The organism is Cupriavidus sp. F041 (genome assembly GCF_057814235.1).
On record NZ_JBVASY010000002.1, the window covers coordinates 4302939 to 4328485 of the forward strand.

General features: G+C 63.4%; 19 protein-coding genes and 1 riboswitch. Of the genes, 15 read left to right on the forward strand and 4 right to left on the reverse strand.

Going from position 1 to position 25547, the window contains the following annotated elements; all coding sequences use genetic code 11:
* Positions 1 to 32: 32 nt before the first annotated feature.
* The 3 genes from ACZY0R_RS37125 to ACZY0R_RS37135 all read right to left on the reverse strand — a co-directional run bounded on the left by ACZY0R_RS37125 (position 33) and on the right by ACZY0R_RS37135 (position 7295).
* Positions 33 to 5162, reverse strand: coding sequence for a RecQ family ATP-dependent DNA helicase (locus ACZY0R_RS37125; RefSeq protein ID WP_488866389.1), 5130 nt, complete (start codon positions 5160 to 5162; stop codon positions 33 to 35).
* A 489-nt stretch (positions 5163 to 5651) separates the two neighbouring features.
* Positions 5652 to 6329: a DUF433 domain-containing protein gene (locus ACZY0R_RS37130; RefSeq protein ID WP_488865540.1), complete on the reverse strand. Its 678-nt coding sequence runs from the start codon at positions 6327 to 6329 to the stop codon at positions 5652 to 5654.
* A 294-nt stretch (positions 6330 to 6623) separates the two neighbouring features.
* Positions 6624 to 7295 (reverse strand): DUF6946 family protein, encoded by a 672-nt coding sequence (locus ACZY0R_RS37135; protein ID WP_488865542.1) that lies wholly within the window; start codon positions 7293 to 7295, stop codon positions 6624 to 6626.
* A 387-nt stretch (positions 7296 to 7682) separates the two neighbouring features.
* On the opposite strand from ACZY0R_RS37135, the gene ACZY0R_RS37140 reads away from it, so the two are divergent.
* The 8 genes from ACZY0R_RS37140 (at position 7683) to ACZY0R_RS37175 (ending at position 16451) form a co-directional block, all read left to right on the forward strand.
* Complete coding sequence (locus ACZY0R_RS37140; RefSeq protein ID WP_488865544.1) at positions 7683 to 7937, forward strand: DUF6429 family protein; 255 nt, start codon at positions 7683 to 7685, stop codon at positions 7935 to 7937.
* A gap of 103 nt (positions 7938 to 8040) precedes the next feature.
* Complete coding sequence (locus tag ACZY0R_RS37145; RefSeq protein WP_488865546.1) at positions 8041 to 8586, forward strand: hypothetical protein; 546 nt, start codon at positions 8041 to 8043, stop codon at positions 8584 to 8586.
* Positions 8579 to 10927, forward strand: a complete 2349-nt coding sequence (locus ACZY0R_RS37150) for a TOTE conflict system archaeo-eukaryotic primase domain-containing protein (protein WP_488865548.1) — start codon at positions 8579 to 8581, stop codon at positions 10925 to 10927. The genes ACZY0R_RS37145 and ACZY0R_RS37150 overlap by 8 nt, the downstream gene beginning before the upstream one ends.
* Before the next feature lie 204 nt (positions 10928 to 11131).
* Positions 11132 to 12820, forward strand: a complete 1689-nt coding sequence (locus tag ACZY0R_RS37155; RefSeq protein WP_488865550.1) for an IS1634 family transposase — start codon at positions 11132 to 11134, stop codon at positions 12818 to 12820.
* Positions 12821 to 12985: 165 nt separating this feature from the next.
* A riboswitch (SAM-I-IV-variant riboswitch) is annotated at positions 12986 to 13098 on the forward strand.
* A 28-nt stretch (positions 13099 to 13126) separates the two neighbouring features.
* Positions 13127 to 13558 (forward strand): DUF3293 domain-containing protein, encoded by a 432-nt coding sequence (locus ACZY0R_RS37160; protein ID WP_488865552.1) that lies wholly within the window; start codon positions 13127 to 13129, stop codon positions 13556 to 13558.
* A gap of 11 nt (positions 13559 to 13569) precedes the next feature.
* Positions 13570 to 14712, forward strand: a complete 1143-nt coding sequence (locus tag ACZY0R_RS37165; RefSeq protein WP_488865554.1) for an ADP-ribosylglycohydrolase family protein — start codon at positions 13570 to 13572, stop codon at positions 14710 to 14712.
* Positions 14705 to 15991 (forward strand): DUF445 domain-containing protein, encoded by a 1287-nt coding sequence (locus ACZY0R_RS37170; protein ID WP_488865556.1) that lies wholly within the window; start codon positions 14705 to 14707, stop codon positions 15989 to 15991. The genes ACZY0R_RS37165 and ACZY0R_RS37170 overlap by 8 nt, the downstream gene beginning before the upstream one ends.
* Before the next feature lie 124 nt (positions 15992 to 16115).
* Positions 16116 to 16451, forward strand: a complete 336-nt coding sequence (locus ACZY0R_RS37175; RefSeq protein ID WP_488865558.1) for a nucleotide pyrophosphohydrolase — start codon at positions 16116 to 16118, stop codon at positions 16449 to 16451.
* A 553-nt stretch (positions 16452 to 17004) separates the two neighbouring features.
* On the opposite strand, the gene ACZY0R_RS37180 is transcribed toward ACZY0R_RS37175, so the two are convergent.
* Entirely contained in the window at positions 17005 to 17820 is an 816-nt protein-coding gene (locus ACZY0R_RS37180) for a FadR/GntR family transcriptional regulator (protein ID WP_488865560.1), read from the reverse strand.
* A gap of 292 nt (positions 17821 to 18112) precedes the next feature.
* Here ACZY0R_RS37180 and ACZY0R_RS37185 point away from each other — a divergent pair, with 292 nt between their 5' ends.
* The 7 genes from ACZY0R_RS37185 (at position 18113) to ACZY0R_RS37215 (ending at position 25528) form a co-directional block, all read left to right on the forward strand.
* Complete coding sequence (locus tag ACZY0R_RS37185; protein ID WP_035872523.1) at positions 18113 to 19318, forward strand: ABC transporter substrate-binding protein; 1206 nt, start codon at positions 18113 to 18115, stop codon at positions 19316 to 19318.
* Positions 19319 to 19406: 88 nt separating this feature from the next.
* Complete coding sequence (locus ACZY0R_RS37190) at positions 19407 to 20264, forward strand: branched-chain amino acid ABC transporter permease (RefSeq protein WP_488865562.1); 858 nt, start codon at positions 19407 to 19409, stop codon at positions 20262 to 20264.
* Complete coding sequence (locus tag ACZY0R_RS37195; RefSeq protein ID WP_488865564.1) at positions 20264 to 21247, forward strand: branched-chain amino acid ABC transporter permease; 984 nt, start codon at positions 20264 to 20266, stop codon at positions 21245 to 21247. The genes ACZY0R_RS37190 and ACZY0R_RS37195 overlap by 1 nt, the downstream gene beginning before the upstream one ends.
* Positions 21244 to 22011, forward strand: coding sequence for an ABC transporter ATP-binding protein (locus ACZY0R_RS37200; protein WP_035872504.1), 768 nt, complete (start codon positions 21244 to 21246; stop codon positions 22009 to 22011). The genes ACZY0R_RS37195 and ACZY0R_RS37200 overlap by 4 nt, the downstream gene beginning before the upstream one ends.
* Before the next feature lie 8 nt (positions 22012 to 22019).
* Positions 22020 to 22724, forward strand: coding sequence for an ABC transporter ATP-binding protein (locus ACZY0R_RS37205; RefSeq protein WP_488866391.1), 705 nt, complete (start codon positions 22020 to 22022; stop codon positions 22722 to 22724).
* A gap of 54 nt (positions 22725 to 22778) precedes the next feature.
* Positions 22779 to 24038 carry a Zn-dependent hydrolase gene (locus ACZY0R_RS37210; RefSeq protein WP_488865566.1) on the forward strand — a complete coding sequence of 420 codons (1260 nt, stop codon included), beginning with the start codon at positions 22779 to 22781 and terminating at the stop codon, positions 24036 to 24038.
* Positions 24039 to 24046: 8 nt separating this feature from the next.
* Positions 24047 to 25528 carry a M81 family metallopeptidase gene (locus ACZY0R_RS37215; protein ID WP_488865568.1) on the forward strand — a complete coding sequence of 494 codons (1482 nt, stop codon included), beginning with the start codon at positions 24047 to 24049 and terminating at the stop codon, positions 25526 to 25528.
* Positions 25529 to 25547 lie beyond the last annotated feature (19 nt).

A 25547-nucleotide genomic window follows, 5' to 3' on the forward strand; every position in this document is an offset into this window, starting at 1 on the left:
GGGCTGCGTGCGCCGCCATCTCCCATGGTGCCTTACCCCTCAAACACCAGCTCCGGCACCACAATCTCCCACTCCTTGCATCGGATATGCTGCCTAAAGCCGTCCTCCTCATCGTCCAATCGTCGTACGACAATGGCATGCACGTGCCCCCTGACGCGCACAACCCGCGATGGTGATCGATAGCGGCGAGACAGGCGCCCCACCACGATGCCAGAGGGACTCAACAACTCCCACCTGTCATCGTCGCAACGCACTTGGAGAGCATCGCCGGGGCGCAGCGCTGCGATTGCGAGGTGTATTGGATCGGTTGGCTCGCGACGCCCGGAAAACCCCAGATCCACGTCACCAAGCGTAAGGCGTTGATATCGAGTCGACAGTGCTGCGACAGGGCTCGGCAACTGCGTTGGCGCTCGCCGCATCGTGCTGCCTGAACCCGCGAGCGCATCAACGAACTTGTTGCCGCCGGCCAGACGGCACAGAAACAGCAGGCTTTTTGCCCGCGTCATGGCAACGTAGTACAGCCGTCGAGGCGCATCGGCGTCTTCGTTTTTCCCAACCCTGTCCCAGCCGCCATCAAGCACTACGACATGCTCAAACTCAAGACCCTTTGCGCGATGTGCGGTCAGCAGAAGCAGGCCGGTCTGGCGTCGCTTTACTTCGCGCCCCCATTCGGCAAGCCACTCAGTGAAGTGGCCCTTTGGCAGGTCCGCGCCCGAAATCTCCAGCTCGTAGCTGTTCACTGCCTCTCGTAGCAGCACCCACCAGGGGCCATCTTCTTGCTCGCCAAGCCAACTCAGCATGGCAGCGACATCGACCAGGTTGCCGGGGGTGCTGCGCAGCCAGGTCAGCATCACCTGTGTTTCACGCAAGCGCCAGAAATTTGTGGATTCCTCATCGGCCATCTGCACCGGGATGTCCAGGAACTCGCAGTAGGCGCGAAGCGGTTCAAGATGGCTCCATTCCCGGGCGATGACTGCGCAGTTGGTCCAACTCCACGCCCTGTCGAGGGAGGCAATGCGCCTGAGTTCCGCAGTCGCCGCGAGCGCTTGCGAGGCCAACGAATCGCCGGCGGGCAATATCTGAACACGGCCCTGTCCAACGGGGTCACGAGCCTGCCACTCACCGCCTGGCGGCACCCTCCGCCTGGCGCGGTCGATGGTAATGGGTTGCGCCATCTTCATGCGCTCGGATGCCGGCTCAATGACCGTATTGGCAGCGTCGATGATGTGGGCTGTCGACCTATAGTTCTCGATCAAGAACTCCGGCTTGGCTTGATAGTCATCGGCGAAGCGGCGGATGAACTCGACCGAGGCGCCATCGAACGCATAGATGTTCTGGTCGTCGTCGCCCACGGCGAAGATGCTGAGCTTGCTCTCTTCATCCTGGAGCGTGCGGCCCGCGAGGGCGGAGATCAGTGCATATTGCTCGGTGCCGATGTCCTGGTACTCGTCGACAAGGATCCACCGGAAGCCGGCCAATAGCCGCTGCCGTTGCTCATCGGCCTCGTCCGGTGGAAGGTCACTGCCATCGAGCAGCTTGATGGCTTGCTGAAGCACTTCCCGGAAGCGGTCGCTGTCGGCCTTCTCGGCTTGTCCCGCGAAGCTGGCGCCGACAAGCCGCATGGCTAATGCGTGGCAGGTCAATACCGTTACGCTTCTCGCATCGTCTCCGATCAGGGCGGACAGACGCTTTCGAATCTCCACCGCCGCGTGCCGGTTGTACGCGAGCGCGAGGATGCCGTGTGGATTCTCGCGTCTGGCCCGCACCAGATAGGCAATGCGATGTACCAGCACGCGCGTCTTGCCGGAGCCTGGGCCGGCGAGTACCAGGACATTGGTTTGCTCACGTTCATCTGTGACGATGCGTTGCTGGGTCGGGTTGTTGAGTGCCTCGACGACGCGGCGCCAGGAGTCCGGCGTGGTTTGCCGGGACAGTTCTTTATCGCGCCCCGGAAGCCAGCGCAGCAGAAATTCGTTCCGTGCCAGGCTGAAGTATTCCATTGCGAGCTTCGACGCATCGGCGATGGCCTGCAGCCCGCGCTGGGCGTACTCGGACATCACATGAATCTGCGTGACCTGTTCGTCGTAGTGGATCTGCAGCGGCGCGAAGTCTGCCTTCACGAAGGCGCGCTTTTCCTTGTCGAGCAGAATCGTCATGGCGGGCCGGAACACCGCCAAGCCTTTGTTGAGGCGGATGATTTCCTGCTCGTGCAGCCACAGTAATGCGCGGTCGAGCAATTTGGTCGGCTCCTTGACCTGTGCTCGGAACACCAGGTCGGATTGCATCGCCGATAGCATCTTGCCGAGCGTCGTCTCGGCAAGTACGTCCGTGCCGCGTGCTGCGCCTGGAGTACAGGACAGAAGATGTTTTAGCAGGCGTTCGGCTGCGGTACGCCGCAGCTCAGCCGTCTTGTCCAGGCTGTCCCAGGAGCGCTGAAGCTGGATCCCGATGCTCTCCGCATCCAGGCGCCGTACGAGCATGCTACCCATGCCTCCTTCGTCCGTGCGACCATCATTGGCGATGCTCCGGATAAGGCGCCAGACCTTCTCAGGCAAGGCAGTGGGGTGACCGTCGTCCTTCAGACGCTGGGCCGTACGTCGTAGCTGTAGCACGGACCATTCGCCCTTGCCGAGATCCGGGGCCGCTTCGCGCAGCAGCAGGATCAGCGCCCGTTCGATGGACTGGGCTTCTTCCAGCCGCTTCATGGAGGAGCGTTCCACCGCGACGTGAACGAATGCCGTCAATGCGGTGTCATTGCTGGCGATACCAAGGTGTTCCAGGTCGAAGAGCGCTGCGCGCACCTTTTCGGCACTGAGGCCCGATATCCCCATCAGCTCGTCCGTCGAGATTCCTTCGTCCGCGTTCGCCCCTAGCAACGCTTCGACCAGAGCCATCAGCTTCTGGCGATAGGTGTCGGTCAAGTGCGCCGCGGCGAGTTTCTCTTTGGCTTCCTCGCTAGAGCCCACACGTAGCGAGGAGGGGAAGATCTCTACCTGGTTTTCCTCGCGCGTTAGCAGCATGGCCTCTTCGAGCCAGGAAATCGCGGTACGCACGCGCGTGTCGTCGGTGGCCGAATCTCGATCGAAATTCCCGTCCTGGTCTTCCGCGAGTATCTCGCCTGCCGTAGCGATGACCTCGCCGCCCAGGCGCTTTTTGCGATCCAGGCTCCGAAGTGATCGGAGAACCGTTTGTATCTCCGCGCGAGTTAGCCGGGAACGGGCAGACATACTGAACTGCCGCTCCACGTCGTCCGTCGCGTAAAGCAAAACACACCGCGCCGCATTGCGGTCGCGCCCTGCGCGACCGGCCTCCTGCAGGTAGTTCTCCAACGAACCCGGGATATCGGCATGGACTACCAGCCGGACGTCGGGCTTATCTATGCCCATGCCAAAGGCATTGGTCGCCGTGATGACGCGCAGATCGCCACGGATAAATCGCTCCTGAACGCTCTTCTTCGTTTCCGGCGCGAGTCCCGCATGGAAGTACTCGGCATGGATATCCTTCTCGCACAGGAAGCCTGCCACCTCCTCGGTTCTTTTTCGGGTTGCGCAGTAGACGATCGCGCCGTCCTTGCTCTCCGAGGAAAGCTCTGACGCGAGTACCTGGGAAATATGATCGAGCTTGGCCTCGGACGTCGTTGGTATGACCGAGAACTCAAGATTGTCGCGATTGGCGCCGCCATTGAAAAGCCGGAGATCGACGCCCACTTTTTCGCGAAAGTGATCGAGAATGTCAACCATGACATCCGGCTTTGCTGTCGCGGTCAGGCAGAGTACCGCCGGTACGGGGCCTTGGCCGGCCCGCTCCTTGATGAAGCGGCCCACATAGCGATAGTCCGGGCGGAAATCATGACCCCATTTGGATAGGCAGTGTGCTTCGTCCAGAACCCAGGCGCCAATTTCACGCTGTGCAAGCGCTTTGCGAAGGGCGCGATTGCGCAGTTGTTCGGGCGAGACAATCAGGATGCCGATATCGCCTAGTCGGACCCGGTCCAGAACGTCCGCCCTTTCCGGCATGGAAAGCAAGCCGTTTAGCGCTGCGCAGCAGGTGATGCCTTTCGCTTCCAGGCCGGAAACCTGGTCTGCCATCAACGCAACCAGTGGGGAAATGACAACCGTCAGCGCGCCTGTTTTGTCAAAGCGCGAGAGCGCCGGGGTTTGGTAGCAGATCGACTTGCCGGTGCCAGTAGGCAAGATTCCGAGGACGTGCTCGCCGCGCATCGCGGCCTCGACGATGCTCTGCTGCAAGGGCCTGCCATTCGCGTCCATTGGCTCTGGGCGAAAGCTGGTAAGTGTCGGAAACCAGCGGACCAGTTCTTTTACAGCGTTGTGGCGCTCCTGGCACCACGCGCAGGCGGGATCTTCGCACGGCGTGTCCCTGAGCAGCTTGACCAGCCGCCCCGCATCTGGAAACTGGTGGCGTACCCAGGGCGGCATCACGGAGTTTCCGCCTGCCACGGAGAGCCAGGCAATTGCATAGGCGAGGGCCCAGCCTTCCCGCTTCGCGTCCGCCAGGATATGGCGGCGATGGGTAGCGCAAGTATCACGACCCAGCAGGCGCTCGATTGCCGCCGCCGCTTCCTCGTTTGTTGGTCTGAGCTTGCGGCGCACCGTGATGAAGAAGGCGTTCAGTCCGGAATCTGGTCCGTCGATTGTCGTCAGCCAGTGCCAGGCGGCGAGATAATCAGAATTGGTGCCATTGAGCGCCTGCAGGGACCGGTGCTGATCACGAAACACCTCCAGCGTCAGACGCGCATCCAACTCGGGATCATTGAGCCTGCCCCGCTTCAATTGTCCATCCTGGTAGTGCTTGACCAGATGGTGATAGGGGTTGCGAGGGAAAGCCAGAGGATTGATTCGCAGCGTGTCAACCGCAGGTAATTGGAGTAGGTGCAAATTGGCTCGCGCAGCCGCCAAGTGGGGGAGATCAAAGGCGATCAGGTTATGGCCAAGAACAAAGGCACCGTCACGGGAGAACGAATCGAGTTTCTCCAGTGCCGCAAATAGCTCGCCACGCCGATGGACGAGCGATTCCCCTGTGTCGCCGCGCACAGCTGCAAACTGGTGAATGCGCTGATCGTGGACTCCGACTTCGAGATCGATCGAGATGCAGCGTGGTGAGAAACTGGTTTCGCCCTCGACTTTTGCTTCCTGGCCCTGCATCGACTTCAACCCCTCGTCAATTTGTTGTTATGAGTTCCATGGCTCGCACCGTTATCTCGGCACGCTGGACCGTAGTCCGGCGATAACCGAGAAAGCGGGCGGTATAATGTGTGCAATATTGCACCAAAATAGGCCCACGTGGGACGGCCTGACGAAGGGGTAATGCTGGTCTCGGCTATTGGCCCGCGTACCCGACCGCTTCGCGTGCTCGAGCCTGTTCAACCCGTACTGGCAGGCCGCCTTGCGCAAACGGGGGCTGGCGCGTATGGTGACCGCCCGGTGGTCCGCCGAGCGGTCCGCGAAAGTCCGCGGCGTTATGGGTGACGAGCGTGTAGTCGTGATCGACTGCTTACCGGATTAACTCATGGTCCTTCATCCCACTGAGCCCGCGATCCCGAACACAGGTTGTGTCCCGGTGGCTTCTCTGAGCCGCCTGCTGAACGAGATTTGGCCATAGGCACTCATCGATCAGGAACCGGTATTTTGCCGTCAGGAGTTGTGCCCGCGCGTCGATTCGCTGAACGCCTCGGTTGCAAGTCGCAAGTCGGGATGTGCCTCGGACAAACGCCGCGGCCGCCCAGGGTGCGGATGCGATTTGAGATAGATCTCCGCATCCTCGATCAGTCGATCCGTCAGGAACGGATAGGCGTCCTTCAGTTCTGCGAATGTCATACCATCATCGCGTGCGGCAAGGACGTTTGCGACCGGGACGCGAGTCCCGGCGAAGCATCGAAGTCCGCCCATGACATCCGGGTCTTCGACGACGTGGCTCGTTGCCTCGCTGGAGCGGACTGACCGCTTATATGCCGCGTCGACGAAGGGCGATAGCACTACCGACCAGGATTGCTCTGAAACTTTCCAGTCAAAATTGACGTTTCTCAGTCGTTCGCTGAGGGTCAGGAACTGATCAAAGTCTGATCGTTTGGCCAGGCGCTCGATGAGCTTCGAGATCACTCGAATGCGAGCCGATTTGGTGAGATCCTCGCTCGTCTTGAAATAGAACGTGGCAAACGGTGCGCTTAGCGGTGCCAGCCGTCGGCCAGCCCCCCGGATGATCAACGCCCTCGGCAGAATGTCCTCGTCAACCAGACGGTTTATGTCCCTGTCTGTCACGTCGGCCATGTAGGCTGTTTCGGCCACAGAGATTGAGTTTTCAATGGTCAGCATATGCACCTTCCCCCAATCGATCCTGCACGTCAGAATATTTCCGGGCGATCGGAAACAATTGTAGGAGGTGCCCGGAAAAGTGGCAAGGAGCGATCCGCCGCAGTGGCCCGAGAACGGGTTGCGGCATTAGTTGGGCTGCGATGTCGGCAAAATGGAAAGTAGGCGCATGCGTTGCGCCCTGCGAGGCAGCGATCGGCGGGGCTATGGACGCACCGTTGGCGCGCAACGCTGTGCGAAGCTGACGATCCGTTGACGTACTGCTGGTGGCGAGAAGGCGAGGACTAGTGGGCCGCCCTACCGCGCCAAATACCCCGAAGCCCCACAAATCCACCCCAGATGCAGCTCCGTCTTCGGCAGCCTCTTCGCACTGTAAAAGCAATTAGGCCTCGCATCCAACCCAAACAACGCAGCGAACGCCCGATAGTCTTCAAACCAGGCATTGGTCGGGCTGAACGAGTGAACGAGCATCACTGCGTGATCCGCGTTAAAGCGTTCCGCTCCCAGGATCGCGGAGGCGGCTCTGCGCAGCAACTGATACCGGATCGATAAGGGGATCTCCAGCAGGCCGAGCGTTTCGGCGAGGAAGTTGAGGCGGGTGCGCCTTCCCGGCGTTCCCGATTCCAGCCACTCCGCCAGCGTGCGGTCGAAGGGTTCGCCAACTTTGCCTTCCACAGCGAAGGAAATCAGTTGGCCGTCGCATTTGCCCAGTACCCGGATGTCGCTCTGCGATTTGGTGCGGCGCGCAAGCGCGGCCTGGTGCTCCGGGAAAGCGGGCAGCATGGCTGTGCCTCGCAGCACCGGATAGGCTTCGATGGCATTGGCGACTTCCGCGGGAAAGCCTTCGGCGTCCTGCCAGCAATGCGCCAATGTGCGCGAGGTGTAGCGGGTTTTCCAATGCTTCACCAGATCTGCAAGGAAGGGAGCCCAGTTATCGGCCGCGGCGGTTGGGATGTAGATCCTGCTCATCTTTTTTCCCCTGCTGGAGAATGGCCTGTGGCGTCGACTCAGCCCGCTAGCATGAGACGACGCTAGCACTGGCGGCTGGCGCTTTATGTTCGGTTGCCAATATAGGGTGTGTGCTGAGAAGCGCTGTGCGCGCCTCATTGAGGTAGATGCACGCTGAACTGCCGTACGCATGGCAGATCACGAACCGAGTGCCGACTTGAATTGGATCCGAGGGATCACTCGAGCGCGGTGAGGGAATGCACAAAAGTGAGTCATGATGCCTAAGCGCTTTGATATGTGCCGGTGCACCTGCTGCAATAACTCTCGCTAAACTGCCAAGAGGACCAAGACGCCTGTCAGCGTCGCCCACCGTAGACCGCTGGTACCGCGCAAGAAGGAGAACTGAGCATGAACGCCGATCAACTCAACACCGATGCGATCGATGATGCTGTCCTGGGGCTGCTCTACCTGACCCTGCATGACGATGACCGCGCATGGAAGGGCTTTGACTGGGAGGCTTTGAGCCGGCTCCACGAACGGGGCTTTATTGCGAACCCCGTGAACAAGTCGAAGTCGGTGGTGTTCACGGAGCAGGGGTTGCGCGAAGCCGAGCGGCTCTTCAGGAAGCAATTCATTCTTCCTGACGCCGGCACTAAGGAGTAATGAGGGCGCGCATCGGAAATGCTTCGTCACCGCGGCGCCGGCTGGCAGCGCATGGCAGCATGCGTTAAGGTGCGGGCTGGTCGAAAAACACTGCGCTATTGAAATGGCTACCCAGAAAACCACGACTACCTGGATCGATGTCAGGACAAAACTGGCCGACCTCGACCGTGCCGGCCTGCTGAGCCTGATGCAAGACATGTACGCCGCCAGCAAAGACAACCAGGCTTTCCTGCATGCCCGCTTCGGGCTCGGGGCCGATGTGCTCAAGCCCTACAAGACTGTCATTGACCGTTGGATTTACCCTGATTTGTTTAAGAACCAGCCCACATCAGTTGCAAAGGCGAAGAAAGCGATCTCGGACTATAAGAAGGCGATAGGGAAGCCGGAGGGGCTGGCCGAACTGATGGTGTTTTATTGTGAACAGGGAGGTGCGTTCAGCAGCGACGTTGCTTTGGACGATGCTGGCTACCTGGATGCGCTGGTGCGGATGTTTGGGCAGGCCTTGGCCGCCATTGAAAGCCTGCCTGAGGCACAACGGCAGCCGCTGCGAAAGCGCCTTGAAGCTGTAAGCGACCTCTGCCGGGACATTGGCTACGGCGTGGGCGACGGGATGGGCGAACTCCTTGCCGAGTTCGGCGTAGATGAATGAGTGCGATCCCGTAGCCGCGCTTCAGGCCGAAAACGCTCGCCTGATTGCGCTGCTGCAAAAACACGGCATCGAATGGCGCTTGCCCGTCGTGCCAGTGCCGCCAGTCCCCGAAGCAGAAACCTCGCGCCTATCCACCGGCGACAAGGTCGAATTGTTTCGCCGCCTGTTCCGCGGACGAACCGATGCCTATCCGGTTCGTTGGGAAAGCAAAACCACTGGCCGCTCTGGCTACGCTCCGGCATGCGCCAACGAGTGGCGCACGGGCGTTTGCGACAAGCCGCGCATCAAATGCTCGGACTGCGGCAACCGTCTGCTGATCCCGCTGTCGGAATCGGTTATCTACGACCACCTGGCCGGTGAGCACACCGTAGGCGTCTATCCCCTGCTGGAGGACGACACCTGCTACTTCCTCGCCGTGGATTTCGACAAGGCCGAATGGCGGGACGATGCCCGCGCCTTCATTCAATCCTGCGGCGAACTGGGCGTACCCGCCGCTCTTGAGATCTCCCGTTCCGGTCAAGGGGCGCACGCCTGGGTTTTCTTCACCCATAAGGTTTCGGCACGCGATGCCCGCCGTCTTGGCACGGCGATCATCAGTCATACATGCGCGCGCACGCGGCAACTGAAGCTCGAATCGTATGACCGATTGTTCCCGAACCAGGACACGATGCCGAAGGGCGGATTTGGAAACCTGATCGCCCTGCCGCTTCAGAAGAAGCCCCGGGAGAGTGGCTGCAGCGTGTTTGTCGACGCCGACTTGCAGCCCTATCCGGATCAGTGGGCATTCCTGTCGTCTGTCCGGACGATGGCGCCGCACGACATTGAGCCCGCTATCCTGCTTGCCACCGGTGGAGCGCATCCTCTGGACGTGACGTTCATTGACGAAGAGGATTTGGGGGCGCCGTGGAAGTCCACATCATCCACGACAAGCAAGCTGTCCCTGCCGATGCCGGAGTCCCTTGCCGTGACGTTGGCGAATTTCGTCTACTTCGAGAAGTCGCGTCTGCCGCAGGCGTTGGCGAACCGCCTGATCCGCCTTGCCGCATTCCAGAACCCGGAGTTCTACAAGGCACAGGCCATGCGGATGTCAGTGTGGGACAAGCCGCGCGTGATCGGTTGTGCGGAGAACTATCCTCAGCATATCGCGCTGCCGCGCGGTTGCTTCGATGCCGCGCAGGAGTTGCTTCGAGACAATGGCATTCGTCCTGATATTTGTGATGAGCGACATAGCGGTGCCCCTCTTGAGGTGAAGTTCGCCGGCGTGCTGCGGCTGGACCAGGAGGCAGCCGTGGCTGCCATGCTGCACCACGAGGCCGGCGTACTGTGCGCGCCGACCGCCTTTGGCAAAACGGTGACGGCAGCAGCCATGATTGCGCGGCGGGGCGTCAATACCCTGGTGCTTGTGCATCGCACCGAATTGCTCAAGCAGTGGCAGGAGCGCCTGAAAGTCTTTCTCGGCGTCGGCAAGGATGTGTTGGGCACCATTGGTGGAGGCAAGGCGAGGCCAACCGGCAAGATTGATATCGCCGTGATGCAATCGCTATCCCGGCAGCATGAGGTCAATCCGCTGGTCGAGACCTACGGCCACGTTATCGTTGACGAGTGCCACCACGTTGGCGCGGCGTCTATCGACGCTATCCTGCGGAAGGTCAAGGCGAAGTACGTGCTTGGCCTGACCGCAACGCCGGTCCGCCGCGATGGCCAGCAGCCGATCATCTTCATGCAATGCGGGCCGATCCGGTACACGGCAGCGAGGCCTGCCAGCGCACCGCACGATCTGGAGGTGGTGCCGCACTCGCTAACTACGCGCATCGACCTGCCGCTGGCGGCCGGCATTCAGGATGTGTTCAGGCACCTCGCCCAGGACGGGGCCAGAACGGCTGCGATTGTGGCCGAAGCCGAAGACGCGTTCACACAGGGCCGCAAGGTATTGGTGCTGACGGAACGCACGGAGCATCTCGACGCCATACGCACCCAGTTGGAGACGAAGGCGCCGACGCTGTTCGTGTTGCACGGGCGGATGTCGAAGAAGCAGCGCGCCGTCGTGATCGGCGAGCTGGATGCATTGCCCCCGGAGGCTCCCCGCATTCTGTTGGCGACAGGCAAGCTGGTAGGCGAAGGCTTCGACCATCCACCGCTTGATACGTTGGTACTGGCGATGCCGGTTTCGTGGAAGGGAACGCTGCAGCAATACGCTGGACGGTTGCACCGTGAGCACACCACCAAGACCGATGTGCGCATTATCGACTTCGTTGATAGCGGGCATCCGGCGCTGTTACGGATGTGGGAGAAGCGGCAGCGGGGCTATCGGGCGATGGGATACCGGATGGCGCCGGGCTGAGGTTGGCCGGGATGCCCTATTTCGATACGCTTGCCCTGTAAGTGCTCGGTTGTACGTGCCTGCGCATGCATTGATCGACTACCTGCCGCCACTAGCCCTACCTTCGCAAGCTCGGTGTTGTTCCGCGGCGGCACCGAGTCGGAATGCCGCGTAGATACTGGATTTCGCTTGATTCTTTGGCTCTGAGATGCTACATGAAAGAACATGCACATCTTCGAACGAGAAGTCAACGGCCATCGCTACCGTATTGCCGCGCAGTCGGTGTGGGACGCCGAGCGGGGCCGTTCCGTCGCACGCCAGGTCGTGCTGGGACCGGCCGAGCCGCCGCGAGTGGCGGATCTGAGCGCGACCCAGACGGTGGGCACGCGCGGGGTCGGCGATGTCGGAGCCTTGATCTGGGTGGCCGAGCAGCTGGACTTGGTCGGGCAGATTGATCGCGCGTGCGCAGGGGTTGGCGCCAAGGATGGCCCGTCGGTGGGTGAGTTGGCGGTGGCTGTGGCGATTCAGCGTGCGTGTGCGCCGGGACCCAAGTGCGAGCTGGGTGATTTTCTGGACGCGAGTTTGCCGCGGCTGTCGTGTTTGCCGGGGTCCGCGTTCACCGGTCAGGCCTTTCATCGCGTCGCGCAGCAGGTGACCGATGAGCAGTTGGAGCAGGCTCAGGTGGCCATCGCGAAGGCCGCGGTGGCCCGCTTCGAGCTGTCCGCCGACGTGCTCGCGTTCGATACGACGAACTTCGATACCCACATCGACACGCAGACGCCCGGCGAACTGGCCCGGCGAGGCCACGCCAAGAGCAAGAGAAGCGACCTGCGTGTCGTAGGGCTTGGCGTCCTGGTCAGCGAGACCGGGCATGTGCCGCTGTTGTATCGGACGTATCCCGGCAACGGCTCGGACCAGGCCGTGCTCGCGGCGTGCCTGGGTGGGTTGGCGCAGTTGCACGAGGCACTCGACAGCGGTGAGGGCCGCGCGCGGCCGGCGCAGCGCACGGTGGTACGGGACGGCGGGTTTTGGAGCCCGCAACTGGAACTCGATCTCGATGCCGCCGGCTACTACAGCCTCATCTCGTTGCCGCTGGGACACAAGGCCGCGGAGGAGGCGCTGCGGATGGCGGCGCAGCGCGGTGCCATGAAGCCGCTGCCGGGCAAGCTCAGCGACGTGCGGGCGGCGCGGGTTCGGACCACCGTCGGCGAGTTGGATCGCACGCTCGTCGTGGTGGAGAGCCAGGAGTTGCTGGCGGGCCAGAAACGCGGGATCGCGACGGCACTGCGCAAGGCGAAGGTGGAACTGTGCACGCTGGAGGAGTTGGTCCAAAAGGGCCGCATCACGCGCAGCCGGTTGGAGCTGCGGGTCAAGAAGGCGCTCGCTCGGGAACACCTGTCGAGCTTCGTCGTGACCACCATCGCCGGCAGCGAAGCGGTACCGACCTTGCATTGGCACGTCGATGCCACGTTGCGCCGCGAACTGGAGAGAACGCGGCTGGGCAGGCGGGTGCTGTGTACGGATCGGCACAACTGGAGCACCGGGCGAATCGTTTCCGCCTTCCGAGGACAGTGGAACGTCGAGGAGCTGTTCCGCAGGGCCAAGAAAGGCGGCGTGGTTCCCTGGGGACCGTCACACCAGTGGGCCGATGGATCGTTGCGTCTGCACACCTTCGCGACCGTGCTCGGCCTGATGCTCGTGAGCTTGGCGAAGATTGCCCTGCGGACCGACGCTTCGGCCCGTCGCATGATGGAAGGACTGGCCGAGATCAAGGTGACGTTGGTGAGGACGAAGACCGGGGCAGCGGGACGACGGCCAACGGCAATGCTGGCGCCGGAGCTCACGGCCGAGCAGCGCCGCGCCGTGAAGGTTTTCGAACTGCAGCGGTGGGGACCAACGTTGTTTCATGTATGACCCGGGCGCCCGTTCAGCCACGATTGACGGGCAAGAACCGTCGATCCGGCCCCTTGCTTTGCGAAAGTAGCGCTAGGCGAGTTGGCCCATCAGGCTCGGAGACCTCCAGGAACTGATTGCGTAAGGTGCCACCCTTGACACCCCCCAACCCCCCATGTTCCAATCCGCTCACATTCTGATTTGGGTCGACGCCCATGCCAACCTGCCTACCCGGGCAAGGTGGATCGCGAGAGCGGATGTGGTTCCTTAGTCGTTGAGGAACAACCAAGCGGGCACTGCGTCGACCCTCCTTGCACGGAGGGTTTTTTGTTTTCTGCCTCAGTCATTGATCGCGAACTCATCCAGGCTTACCTGGAGACGCACTATCACGTCCACGGCGATGCGCCCGCCACGTTAAGGGTCGGCGAGCCCAATGCGCCGCTGGCAGCGTTGCACGATGCATCCGGCGTTACGTGCAGCGCATTTATTACCGCCTGGAATCCGTTCAGCCAGCAGGCTTGCGATGACGCAGCCAATGCACGCCGCCAGGCGGCGCTGGCGTGCGAGCTGACGCGGCGCGGACTCACGTTTATCGACGGCATCGGCGAGCATCCGTCGAACAAATGGCCGGGCGAGGCCAGCTTCCTGGTGCTTGGTATCCCGCTGGAGGATGCGAAGGCGCTCGGCACCGAATTTGAGCAGAACGCGATCATCTGGTCCGGCGCCGATGCTGTGCCCCAGTTGATTCTCTTGCGATAGGCGAAGGTGACATGAAGCAAGACATGCCTGTAATCCAACCCGCTTCCAACCCCGTTTCGAACCCCGCCTCCTACCCGACTTCGCGCAGCCGCTTCCATGGCTGCCTGCTCGGCGGCGCTGTTGGCGATGCGCTGGGCGCGCCTGTGGAGTTCATGACGCTCGCGGAGATCCTGGAGCGCTTCGGCGCTGGCGGCATCACGGAGTACGCGCCGGCCTATGGCGGCATCGGCACCATCACCGATGATACGCAGATGACGTTGTTCACGGCGGAAGGTTTGTTGCGTGCGTGGGTGCGGGGCGTCAGTAGCTATCCGGACGCGGTCGCGCGCGCCTATCTGCGCTGGCTGCATACGCAGGGGATCCGGCCCGCATGGCATGCCGATCTCATCCTGGCCGAGCCAGGATGGCTCTGCCAGCAGGCTTCGCTGCACAGCCGCCGCGCGCCCGGCAACACTTGCTTGTCCGCGCTGGAAGCGATGATGAAGGTGGGTGAGCCGGCGCGTAACCATAGCAAGGGCTGCGGCGGCGTCATGCGCGTGGCGCCGGCAGGGCTGTTCGCGTGGCGGCATCCGGATCAGCGCTCGCCCCGGCATGCCTTTGACCTTGGGGCCGCGCTTGCCGCCCTCACCCATGGACATCCCAGCGGATCGCTGACGGGCGGCGTGCTGGCCGCGCTGGTCCACGAACTGGCTGACGGGGCGATGCTGCCCGATGCCTTGCGGACGGCCAAGGCATGCCTGGCCGCGCAGCCGGACCACGAGGAAACGCTGCTGGCGATCATGCACGCGGAGCAGCTTGCCGGTTCCGGCGTGGCGCATGAGGATGCCATCGCCCGCCTCGGCGAAGGCTGGGTCGCCGAGGAGGCGCTGGCGATTTCCATTTACTGTGCGCTCGTTGCCCGCGATTTCCGTCACGGCGTCATACTCGCGGTGAATCATGACGGCGACTCCGATTCGACCGGGGCCATCACGGGCAACCTGCTGGGCGCGCTGTGGGGCGAGGAGGCGATTCCGCACGAATGGCTGGCGCCGTTGGAACTTCGGGAGGTGATCGCGGACCTTGCGGACGACCTGAGTGACTTTCCCACGTGGGATGTCGGGATGGATCCAGGCCTGCTGCAACCCGACATGAACTGGCAACGCCGACATGGATAAGCACAAGGAAAAGGAACTGAAGCGGAACAAGGGCCGGGCCCTGGCGCTGCTGCTGGTTGCGACGGCAGTGTTCGGGGTGACGGCGTTCCTGCCGCCAGGCCTGGGGGTGAACTGGATCAAGGCCATCGCCGAGGCGGCGATGGTGGGGGCGCTGGCCGACTGGTTTGCCGTGGTGGCGCTTTTCAGGAAGGTTCCGATTCCCTTTGTGTCGCGGCATACCGCCATCATCCCGAGCCACAAGGACGAGATCGCGGACAACCTGGCGGTGTTCGTCAGGGAGAAGTTCCTGGACCCAGACTCGATCGTGGCGCTGATCCGGAAGCACGATCCGGCGCAGCAGGTGGCGGAATGGCTGACCAGCCCCGCCAATACGGACCGGCTTGGCGCCTATGCCGTCAAGATGCTGAGCGGCCTCCTGGAGGTGATGGAGGATGCGCGCATCCAGGGGTTCATCAGGGATGCGATCCACGCCGCCATCGACAAGGTGGACCTGTCGAAATCCTCGGGCGCGATCCTGAACAGCCTGACCAGGAACGGCAGGCACCAGGAACTGCTCGACGAAGGCATCCTCCAGTTGCTCAAGCTGCTGCAGGAGCCCGGGACGCACAGCTTCATCTCCACCAGGATCATCGAATGGCTCAAGAGCGAACATCCGGTGAAGGAGAAGGTGCTGCCTTCGGAGTGGATTGGAAACAACGGCTCGGAAATGATCTCCAACGCGATCCGGAGTATGCTCGACCAGATCGGGAAGGATCCCGGCCACGCACTCAGGCGGAACTTCGACGAAGCCGTGGCGAGCCTGATCGGGCGTCTCAAGAGCGACCCGGCCTTCCTGCAAAAGGGTGAGGAGATCAAGCAGTTCGTGAAGAACGACGAAATGCTCAATGCTTACACCAGTGAGCTGTGGGGCGAGTTGCGCAACTGGCTCAGGCGAGACCTGGACAGCAGCGATTCCCTGCTGCGCGGCAAGGTGGCCGCTTCCGGCCAGTGGATGGGAAGAACGCTGGCGCAGGACCCTGCGTTGCGCAATTCGTTGAACGGGCATATGCAGGAGGCGGCGCGGAACATGGCGCCCGACTTCGCCCAGTTCCTCACCCGGCATATCAGCGATACCGTCAGGAACTGGGACGCGCGCGAGATGGCGCATGTCATCGAACTGAATATCGGCAAGGATCTGCAGCTGATCCGGATCAACGGAACGATCGTGGGCGGGCTGATCGGATGTGGGCTCTATCTGGTGTCGCACCTGGGTGAGATCGTGCGCGTGATTGCGCATTAGGCGCCGGGCAGCGCCGCCGTTTTCTGCAGATCGGATGCTTCCGGCGGTGCCGTTGCCAGCCACGCATCGCTGCGCATTCGTGGTTCAATACACGCAGTACATATTACCCGCGCAGTGAACCATCATGACCCTGATCGACATCAAGAACCTCCAGCAAGCCGCCGCCGCATTCGGCGAGGCGCGCGGCTGGGGCAAGTACCATAGTCCCAAGAACCTCGCCATGGCGCTCAGCGTGGAAGTGGCCGAACTGGTCGAGATCTTCCAGTGGAAGACCGAAGGCGAAGCGCGGGAGATCATGTCCACCGATGAGCGCGCGCATGTGGAGCAGGAACTGGCGGACATCACCATCTACCTGGCGCAGTTGCTGAACGCCCTCGACGTGGATCTGGATGCGGCGGTGAAAGCCAAGATGGAGATGAATGCGCTTAAGTATCCGGCGAAGGCCGGCAGCGCGGATTGAAGTGAGGCGACGCTCTTCTGCCCGCCCAGGCTAGTTCCAGCACTGCTGTAGCTCCCCTCTCCCATTTCATGGGAGAGGGGAGCAAACCAGCGCTTTGCTGCCGGCCACTCGTACCCGCATACAGTACCCACACGAAAGTCCGAAGCACCTTGATTTTTCGGTGGTTGGAAAAGCGTGGCGGAGACACAAATGCCCAGCGCTCGACGCCTGCGTGTGGCCCCGAGGGCCACACCCCAGCGCGATGCGAAGCGAGCCGTCAAGGTGTACCAGGCCGTATGGGGCGCCTCGGTATCCGGTGAAAAGAGCGGAAAAGAGGGACCCATGTTTGAGTATCGCCTTAAGGCGATGCGAGTTTGGGTCCCGGCCGCTCTTTTCGCCGGATCCCGAGGGGGTGTCGCCCCATCCGGCGAGCCTTCTTTGCCTACATTCTTGGCAAGACAAGAAAGTAGGTCGCCCCCCGCAGGGGGGTGAAACCGCCTTTGACTTTGCAGTTCAGTAGTTCAGCAGTTGGGGTTGTAGTTGCAGTTGCAGCCCTTCCCCAATACCCCCACCCCTATCCCCCCCGCCCCCCCTTCCCCCGCCGCGGCATCTCCGAATCCAACACCAACCGCCCATTAATCCTGCCATTCATCCGCGTAACATAGCGTGTGCATTCCTCCATATGCGACAGCATCAGCGTGCGCACCTTCTCCACATCGCGGTCCCGCGCCGCCGCCAGGATCTTCTTGTGGAACTTGACGTTCGCCGCGCCGAAGCGCTCGTGTTCGCACGTTGGCGTGTCGTTGCCGAACACCACCAGGTGCCGGATCATTTCATTGATCAGCTCGCAGCAAAAGCGCAGCATCGGGTTCGGGTTGGCGGCTGCCAGGATGTCGTGGAAGCTCAGGTCTTCCTGCCGCTGGTTCAGCGGATCGATCGCGGCGGCGGAGGCCGGGTCGCACTGGTCGATGGTGCGTTCCAGCGCGGCGAAATCCTCTTCCGTCAGGTGTGGCACCGCGCCCGCGGCCAGTTCGGGTTCCAGCAGCTTGCGCGCGGTGTAGATATCGGCGATGCCAATGTCCTTGAAGAACAGATAGTTCTGCATCAGCTGGAAGGTGCGGTCCAGCTGCACTTCGACGATGGTGCCGCCGCCCGACGGGCCGGTGCTCACGCTGACCAGGCCCTGTACTTCGAGCGACTTGAGTGCCTCGCGGATCGTGCTCTTGCTCACGGAGAACATTTGCTGCAGGGCAATCTCGCGCGGCAGCTTGTCGCCGGGGCGCAGGTTCTTCTGCGTGATCAGGCGTTTCAGTTCTTCGGCAACCAGGTCGGCGCGTTTCTGCTTGCGAATCTCGATCGTCCTGGCGCCTTCGCCACGTAGCGGTGCCATGTTGTTTCCATCCCTTTGATTGCCGCGTGCCGCCGGTCCAGTCTGCTGCTGCCGGCCAGGCCACGCCGGGTCCAATTCTACAGGCTGCGATTGCCGCCGGCAGCGCCGCTGCCGCGCGCCGCCGCCGTACTCCTTGCTGCGTTTCCTCCTATTGACTTTGAAAGAAGCGCCTCCTACTATCGTCCCACCTATTTATCATGATAAATAGCATAAAAGGCTGGAGGATGTCCGCGCACTGACGCGGCGGCTACCGGCCATCCTGGGTGGCTATCCCCATCGAGAGGAGTGAGACATGAATCGTCGTAACCTGTTGAAGCTGGCGGCGTTGTCCGCTGTCCCCGCCGCACTCGTGCACGCCCGCTCCGCGCTGGCGGCCGCGGGTGACGTGATCGAGCTTGGCTGCCCGGTGCCAATGTCGGGCCCCTTCGCCGCCAACGGCAAGTTTGCCGACCTGGGCATGAAGCTGGTGCTGGAGCAATACGACAAGGTGCTTGGCAAGAGCCTGCGCTACAGCGTGCTGGATACCGAAGGCAAGCCGGCCACCGCCGTGCGCAAGATGCAGGAGCTGGCGCAGAAGAACGCGGCGCGCTACTTTGCCGGCGGCATCCTGTCGTCGGAGTCGCTGGCCATGGGCAAGGAGGCGGAGAAGTTTGGCGGCGTATTCGTCACCACCGCCGGTGCCGACGAGATCACCGGCAAGGACTGCAATCGCGCCACCTTCCGCTGGTCCGTGCCCACCTTCGGGGCGATCGAGCGCACCGTGCGGCCCCTGATCGAGGCCATGCCCAAGGCCAGGCGCTGGTACACCATCACTCCCCAGTATGTGTTCGGCGAGGGCCTGCTGTCGGCGGCAAAGAACGTCTTCAAGGAAAAGGGCATCGAGCACGTGGGCAACAGCTATCACGGGCTCAACGAGAAGGAATTCAGCGGCTACCTGACCAACGCGCTGGCGGCCAAGCCGGATGTGCTGCTGATCCTGAACTTCGGCCAGCAGTCGTCCGACACGCTGCGCCAGGCGGCGAGCTTCGGCATGAAAAAGGACACCACGATCCTGGTGGCCTGGGCGTCCGGGCTGGAACAGTTTGAATCGCTGGGGCCGGAGTTGTGCGAAGGCGTGTACTTCGGCGCGCAGTACTGGCATGGCGCGGATTCGCCGCTGAACCGCGACCTGGTCAAACGGAGCAACGCGCGCTTCAAGAGCAATCCGAACTACAGCCTGGCCGGTTCCTATATCTGCACCAAGATCATGCTGGACGGCATGATCAAGGCGGGCACCGCCGATCCCAAGGCCGTGGTGGCCGCCATCGAGGGCATGAAGTACGACGGCCTGACCGGATCCGAAGAGGTGCGCGCGGCCGATCACCAGGTCATCAAGGACTACTACCTGCTCAAGGGCAAGGCGAAGAGCCGCATGAAGGACAAGGACGACTACGCCGAGGTGATCAGCGCCGGCAAGTCCTTCCTGCCCGTCGACAAGACCCTGTGCAAGATGGCCTGACGGGCCGCCTGCAAGCTACAGGCCGTGCGCCGCGGCAATCGGGGCGCACCAGGGCCATCCTTCTCGTCCAAGCTTCCCGCTCAAGCCCATGAACGTCTACCTGTTGCAGGTGGTCAACGGCGTTGGCATCGGCATGCTCTACTTCCTGCTGGCAGTGGGTTTGTCGATCATCTTCGGCCTGTTGCGCTTCGTCAATTTTGCCCACGGTGCCTTCTATGCGCTGGGTGCTTACCTCTGCTTCCAGGCCTTGCAGCTTGGCCTGAACTTCTGGGTCGCGCTGGCCGCCGCGCCGCTGCTGGTCGGCGCGTTTGCCTGGCTGACCGAGAAGGTCATGCTGCGGCACGTGTACGCGCTTCCGCATGAGTTCCATATCCTGGTAACGGTCGGCCTCGCGATGGTCGCGCAGGAGCTGATCATCACCAGCTGGGGCCCTCTCGGCGTCAACGTGGCGCCACCCGACTCGCTGCAAGGCGTGGTGATGTGGGGCAGCTTCGTTTATCCGAAGTACCGGCTGTTCGTGATCGGCTTCACCGCGCTGCTGGCGGTCGGCTTGTGGTGGCTGCTGGAAGGCACCCGCCTGGGCAGCGCGGTGCGCGCGGGCAGTGAATCCACGGAGATGGTGTCGCTGCTCGGCATCAACATCTTCCGTCTGTTCAGCCTGATGTTCGCGCTGGGCGCGGCCACGGCGGCCATCGCCGGCGTGCTGGCCGCGCCGATCCGGGGGGGCGAGCCGTTCATGGGCGTGGAGGCGCTGGGCGTGGCGTTCGTGGTGGTCGTAGTGGGCGGGCTGGGCAGTTTCACCGGCGCGCTGGTGGGCGGCGTGCTGGTCGGTGTGGTGCAAAGCCTGATGAGCACGCTGTGGCCGGAAGGCGCGTGGCTGATGATCTATGTGGCCATGGCCGCGGTGCTGCTGCTGCGCCCGCATGGCTTGCTCGGGAGAGGATGATGGAGATGCTCAAACGCTATCGCTTCTGGCTGCTGGCGCTGGGCGTGACCCTGGTGCTGCCGCTCACGATGCGCTCCGGTACGCTGGCCACCGAAGTGTTGGTCTATGCCATGGCGGTGATGGCCTGCAACCTGTTGCTTGGCTACACGGGGTTGCTTTCCTTCGGGCAGGGCATCTTCTTCGGCCTCGGCAGCTATGGCCTGGGCATTGCGCTGACGCGCCTGGCGCTGCCTTTGCCGCTCGCGCTGGTGCTTGCCATCGTCCTGGGCGCGGCGGCGGCGGCGCTGGTCGGGTGGTTCGCCATTCGCCAGCGCGGCACGTACTTCGTGATGCTCACGCTGGCATTCGCGCAGATGTTCTACTTCCTCGCCTACACCACGCCCGACCTGACCGGTGGCGACAACGGCCTGCTCGATATCCCGCGCCCGCCGGTCTCGCTGTTCGGCACGGAGCTGGGCTCGCTGGCCGGGCCATGGCAGTTCTACGGTTTTGTCGCGGTGCTGTTCCTGCTGGTGTTTTTCCTGGTGCTGCGCGTGACGGAGTCCGCGTTTGGCCGCACTTTGCTCGCGATCCGCAACAACGAGGAACGCGCGCAGGCGGTCGGCTACAACGTCAGGTACTTCAAGCTGATGGCCTTCGTGCTGTCGGGGGCGATCACCGGGCTGGCCGGCGCGCTGCACGCCATGCTGATGGGCATCGCGCCGCTGACCAATATCGACTATCACACTAGCGAGATGATCCTGATCATGACGGTCATCGGCGGCACCGGCAACGCGTTTGCCTCGGTGCTGGGCGCGGTCTTCTATGTGCTGCTGTCCGACTGGCTGTCGACCTTGTGGCCGCGCTGGCTGATGCTGCTCGGCTTCCTGCTGATCGCGGTCAGCTTGTTTATTCCGCGCGGGCTGTGGGGCCTGGGCGAGATGCTGTGGCGCAAGATGGGCCGCGAACCGGCGAAGCCGATCGGGCAGGAGGAACAGGCATGACAACGGCGATTCTGGAAGCGCGCGGGATTACCAAGTCCTATGGCAAGTTCAACGCGCTGGGCGGCGTGGACCTGCGGGTGATGCCGGGCACCGTGCATTCGGTGATCGGTCCCAACGGCGCCGGCAAGACCACGCTGTTCCATATGCTCACGGGCACCGGCACGGTGACTGCGGGAACCATCGTCTTCGACGGCAAGGACGTGACCCGCGAGCCGGATTACCAGCGCGTGCAGCGCGGCATCGCGCGTTCGTTCCAGGTGACCAGCCTGTTCACGCATCTCCCTGTGCGGGAGAACCTGCGGCTGGCGGCGCTCGGAACGAGCCCGCGCCGCGCGATGGATTGCTGGCGGCGGCCGCTGGGGCAACTGGCTTGCGCGGATACCGTGGACAGCGTGCTGCAACGGCTGGAGCTGACCCGCGTCGCCAATGCGGAAGCCGGCACGCTGTCGCACGGCCAGCAGCGGCGGCTGGAAGTGGGCATGGCGCTGGCCGCAAGGCCGCGCGCCATCTTTCTGGACGAGCCTACGTCCGGCATGGGGATCGACGACCTGGCCGCGATGAAGCACCTGATTCGCGGCTTGAGCGCGGATCACACCGTGGTGCTGATCGAACACAATATGGATATCGTCATGGATATCTCCGACACCGTGACCGTGATGCAGCAGGGCAAGGTGTTGATGGAAGGCACGCCCGGCGCGGTGCGCAATGACCCGCGCGTGCGGGCGGCGTACCTGGGCAACATGATCACCGGGGGCGGCAAATGAAAATGACGATTATGCTGGACGTCCAGGACGTGCACGGCTACTACGACAAGAGCCATGTGCTGCAAGGCGTATCGCTGGCGGTCGGCGCCGGCGAACTGGTCACCCTGCTGGGCCGCAACGGCGCCGGTAAATCCACCACCCTGAAGGCCATCGCAGGCGTGGTGCGTACGCGCGGCGGACGCGTGCTGTTCCAGGGCCGCGACATCGCCGGCATGGAGCCGCACCGGATCGCGGCGGACGGGCTTTGCCTGGTGCCCGAGCATCGCGGCATATTCCGTTTGCTGACCGTGGAAGAGAATCTCAAGCTCGGCGCGCGCAAGGCGTCGCCGTGGCAGCTGGACGATATCTACCGCATCTTCCCGCGCCTGCGCGAGCGGCGCCGCAACGGCGGCGCGCAGTTGTCCGGCGGCGAGCAGCAGATGCTCGCCATCGGACGCGCGCTGATGAACCACCCGCGCCTGCTGATGCTGGACGAACCGGTGGAGGGCCTGGCGCCGGTCATCGTCGAGGAGATCGTGGCGCAGCTCAAGATGATCAAGGCGGCCGGCGTATCGATCCTGCTGGTGGAGCAGAACCTGGAGGTTTGCATGCAGCTGGCGGACCGCCATTTCATCCTGGAGCAAGGGACGGTGGTCTACAGCGGCAGCAATGCCGCGTTCCGGGAGGATGAGGCCGTCAAGGACCGCTATCTCGGCGTGGGCCTTGCGGCCTGATCCGCCGGACATCTACAAGCACGAGCACAAGCAGCGAAAACGAGAGGAAGCACTATGTTGACGCAGCACCCACCTGCCCTGGCAAGCCTTCGCATCGACGGCGCGCGCCTGTGGGATTCACTGATGCGGCTCGCCGCGATCGGCGCGACGCCGAAAGGCGGCGTATGCCGGCTGGCACTGACCGAGCAGGATCGCCTCGGCCGGGATTTCTTCGTGGCGGAGGCCCGGGCCGCCGGCTGCGAAGTGCGGGTGGATGCAGTGGGCAACCTGTTCGCGCGCAGGGCGGGCAGGAACAACGGGCTGCCGCCGGTGATGACCGGCAGCCATATCGATACCCAGCCCACCGGCGGCAGGTTCGATGGCAACTACGGCGTGCTGGCGGGGCTGGAAGTGCTGCGCACGCTCAACGATGCCGGCGTGCAGACCGCGCACCCGCTGGAAGTCGCCGTGTGGACCAATGAGGAAGGCTCGCGCTTCGTGCCGGTCATGATGGGCTCCGGCTCCTTCGTTGGAGAGTTCGCGCTGGACGGCGTGCTGGGCCAGCGCGACCGCGATGGCGTTTCCGTGCGGCAGGCATTGGCCGCGATCGGCTATGCCGGCGGCGAGGCGGTTGGCGGGCGCCCGGTGGCCGCGTATTTCGAGGCGCATATCGAACAGGGTCCGGTGCTGGAGGCCAGCGATGTGCCGATCGGCGTCGTCACGGGCGCGCTGGGCCAGCGCTGGTACGACGTGGTCGTCAGCGGGATGGAGGCGCATGCCGGCCCCACGCCGATGGCCATGCGCCGCGACGCCATGCTGGTTAGCGCGGAGCTGGTCGGCATCGTCAACCGCATCGCCATGGAGCGGCAGCCTCACGGACGCGCCACGGTGGGCTGCATGGAAGTGCACCCGAACTCCCGCAACGTCATTCCCGGCCGCATCGCCATGACGGTGGACCTGCGTTCCGACACGGACGCCACGCTGTCGGAGATGGACCGTGCCTTCCGCGAGGCCGCCGCGCAACTGGCCGCGCGTACCGGGCTAAGCATCGGCATCGAACAGGTGGTGTACTTCCCGCCGCAGCCGTTCGACGCGCGCATGGTGGCATCCGTGCGCGCCGCCGCGCGGCGGCTGGAGCTGCCGGAGATGGACGTCATCAGCGGCGCCGGGCACGACGCGGTCTATCTCGCGCGCGTGGCGCCGGCCGCCATGATCTTCGTGCCATGCAAGGACGGCATCAGTCATAACGAGATCGAAGACGCCAGGCCCGAGCACCTGGAGGCGGGCTGCAATGTCCTGCTGCAAGTGATGCTCGAATCCGCCAACCTGTCCTGACGCCCGTCATGAAGATCCTGATCGCACGCCTGAACCACGAGACCAATACCTTTTCGCCGGTGCCGACGCCGCTGTCGTCCTTCGATCCTCGCTACGGGGAAGACGCTTACAGGGCCAGCAAGGGCACGCGCACGGCCATCGGCGCCTTTATCGACCTGGCCGAAGCGGCGGGCGCCGAGCTCGTGGTGCCGGTCGCGGCCGGCGCCAACCCCAGCGGGCGCGTCGCGGCCGACGCCTATACCGCGCTGTGCGACGCCATCGTGAGCGCGGCGCCCGGCTGCGATGCGGTGATGCTCGACCTGCACGGCGCCATGGTCGCGGAGAACAGCGACGACGGCGAGGGCGAGTTGCTCGCGCGTTTGCGCAAGGTGCTGCCCGATGCGCCGATCGCGATTGCGCTGGACCTGCACGGCAACGTCACGCAGGCGATGATGGCGCACGCGGATATCGCCGTCAGCTTCAAAACCTATCCGCACGTCGACATGTACGAAACCGGCGAGCACGCCGGCCGCCTGCTGATGCGCGTGCTGCAGCAACAGATGCGGCCCGCGCTCGCATGGCGGCGTTTGCCGATGGTGACGCACACGCTGCGCAGCAACACCGGCGAGGGCGCCATGCAGCGCGCGGTGGCGGCGGCCCGGCAGGCCGAGGCCGGTGGCATGCTGGCGGTATCGGTGCTGGCCGGTTTCGGGCTGGCGGATATCGCGGCGCCTTGCATCAGCGTGCTGGTGGTGGCCGATGGCGATGCCGCGGCGGCACAAGCCGCGGCGGACAAGCTCACGGCGCAGATCTGGAACGAGCGCGCCGGCTTCGTCTATGAAAGCGAGCCGCTGGCGGATTCCATTGCGCGCGCCGCGCAACTGGCGGCTGCCAACGGCAAGGGGCCGGTGCTGTTGCTGGACCACGGCGACAACTGCATGTCCGGTGGCACTTGCGACGATATGGCGGTGCTGCGGGAAGCGCTGCGCCAGGGCCTGTCCGGCATCGCGGTGGGGCCGGTGTGCGACCCGCAGGCGGTGGCCGCGCTGATCGAAGCCGGCGTGGGCGCCAGCGTAACGCTGCCGGTGGGCAACAAGGTGCCGCTTAGCCAGCTCGGCGTCTACCCCACGCCGCCCACCCTGAGCGGGCGCGTCGCCGCTATCAGCGACGGGGAATACGTGATCAGCGGTCCTACCTACCCCGGCCTGCGCATCCGCATGGGCCGCACCGCGCTGCTCGATACCGGCGCTGCGCAGGTGGTGGTGACGGAGACGCCGCAAGAACACTGGGACCTCGGCATCTTCACCCACATCGGCGTGGACCCGCTGGCGCAGCGCTTCCTGCTGCTGAAATCGCGCATGTACTGCCGCCCGGTATTCGTGCCGATCGCGAAGGCGGTGGTCGAGTGCGATGGCGGCGGCGTGACGAGTTCGCGCTACGCGCAGTTCCCGTTTCAGCGGCTGGCACGGCCGGTGTATCCGCTGGATGCGGATGTCGCCTGGAGCGCGTAGCTGCGGATTGCTGCCGGGG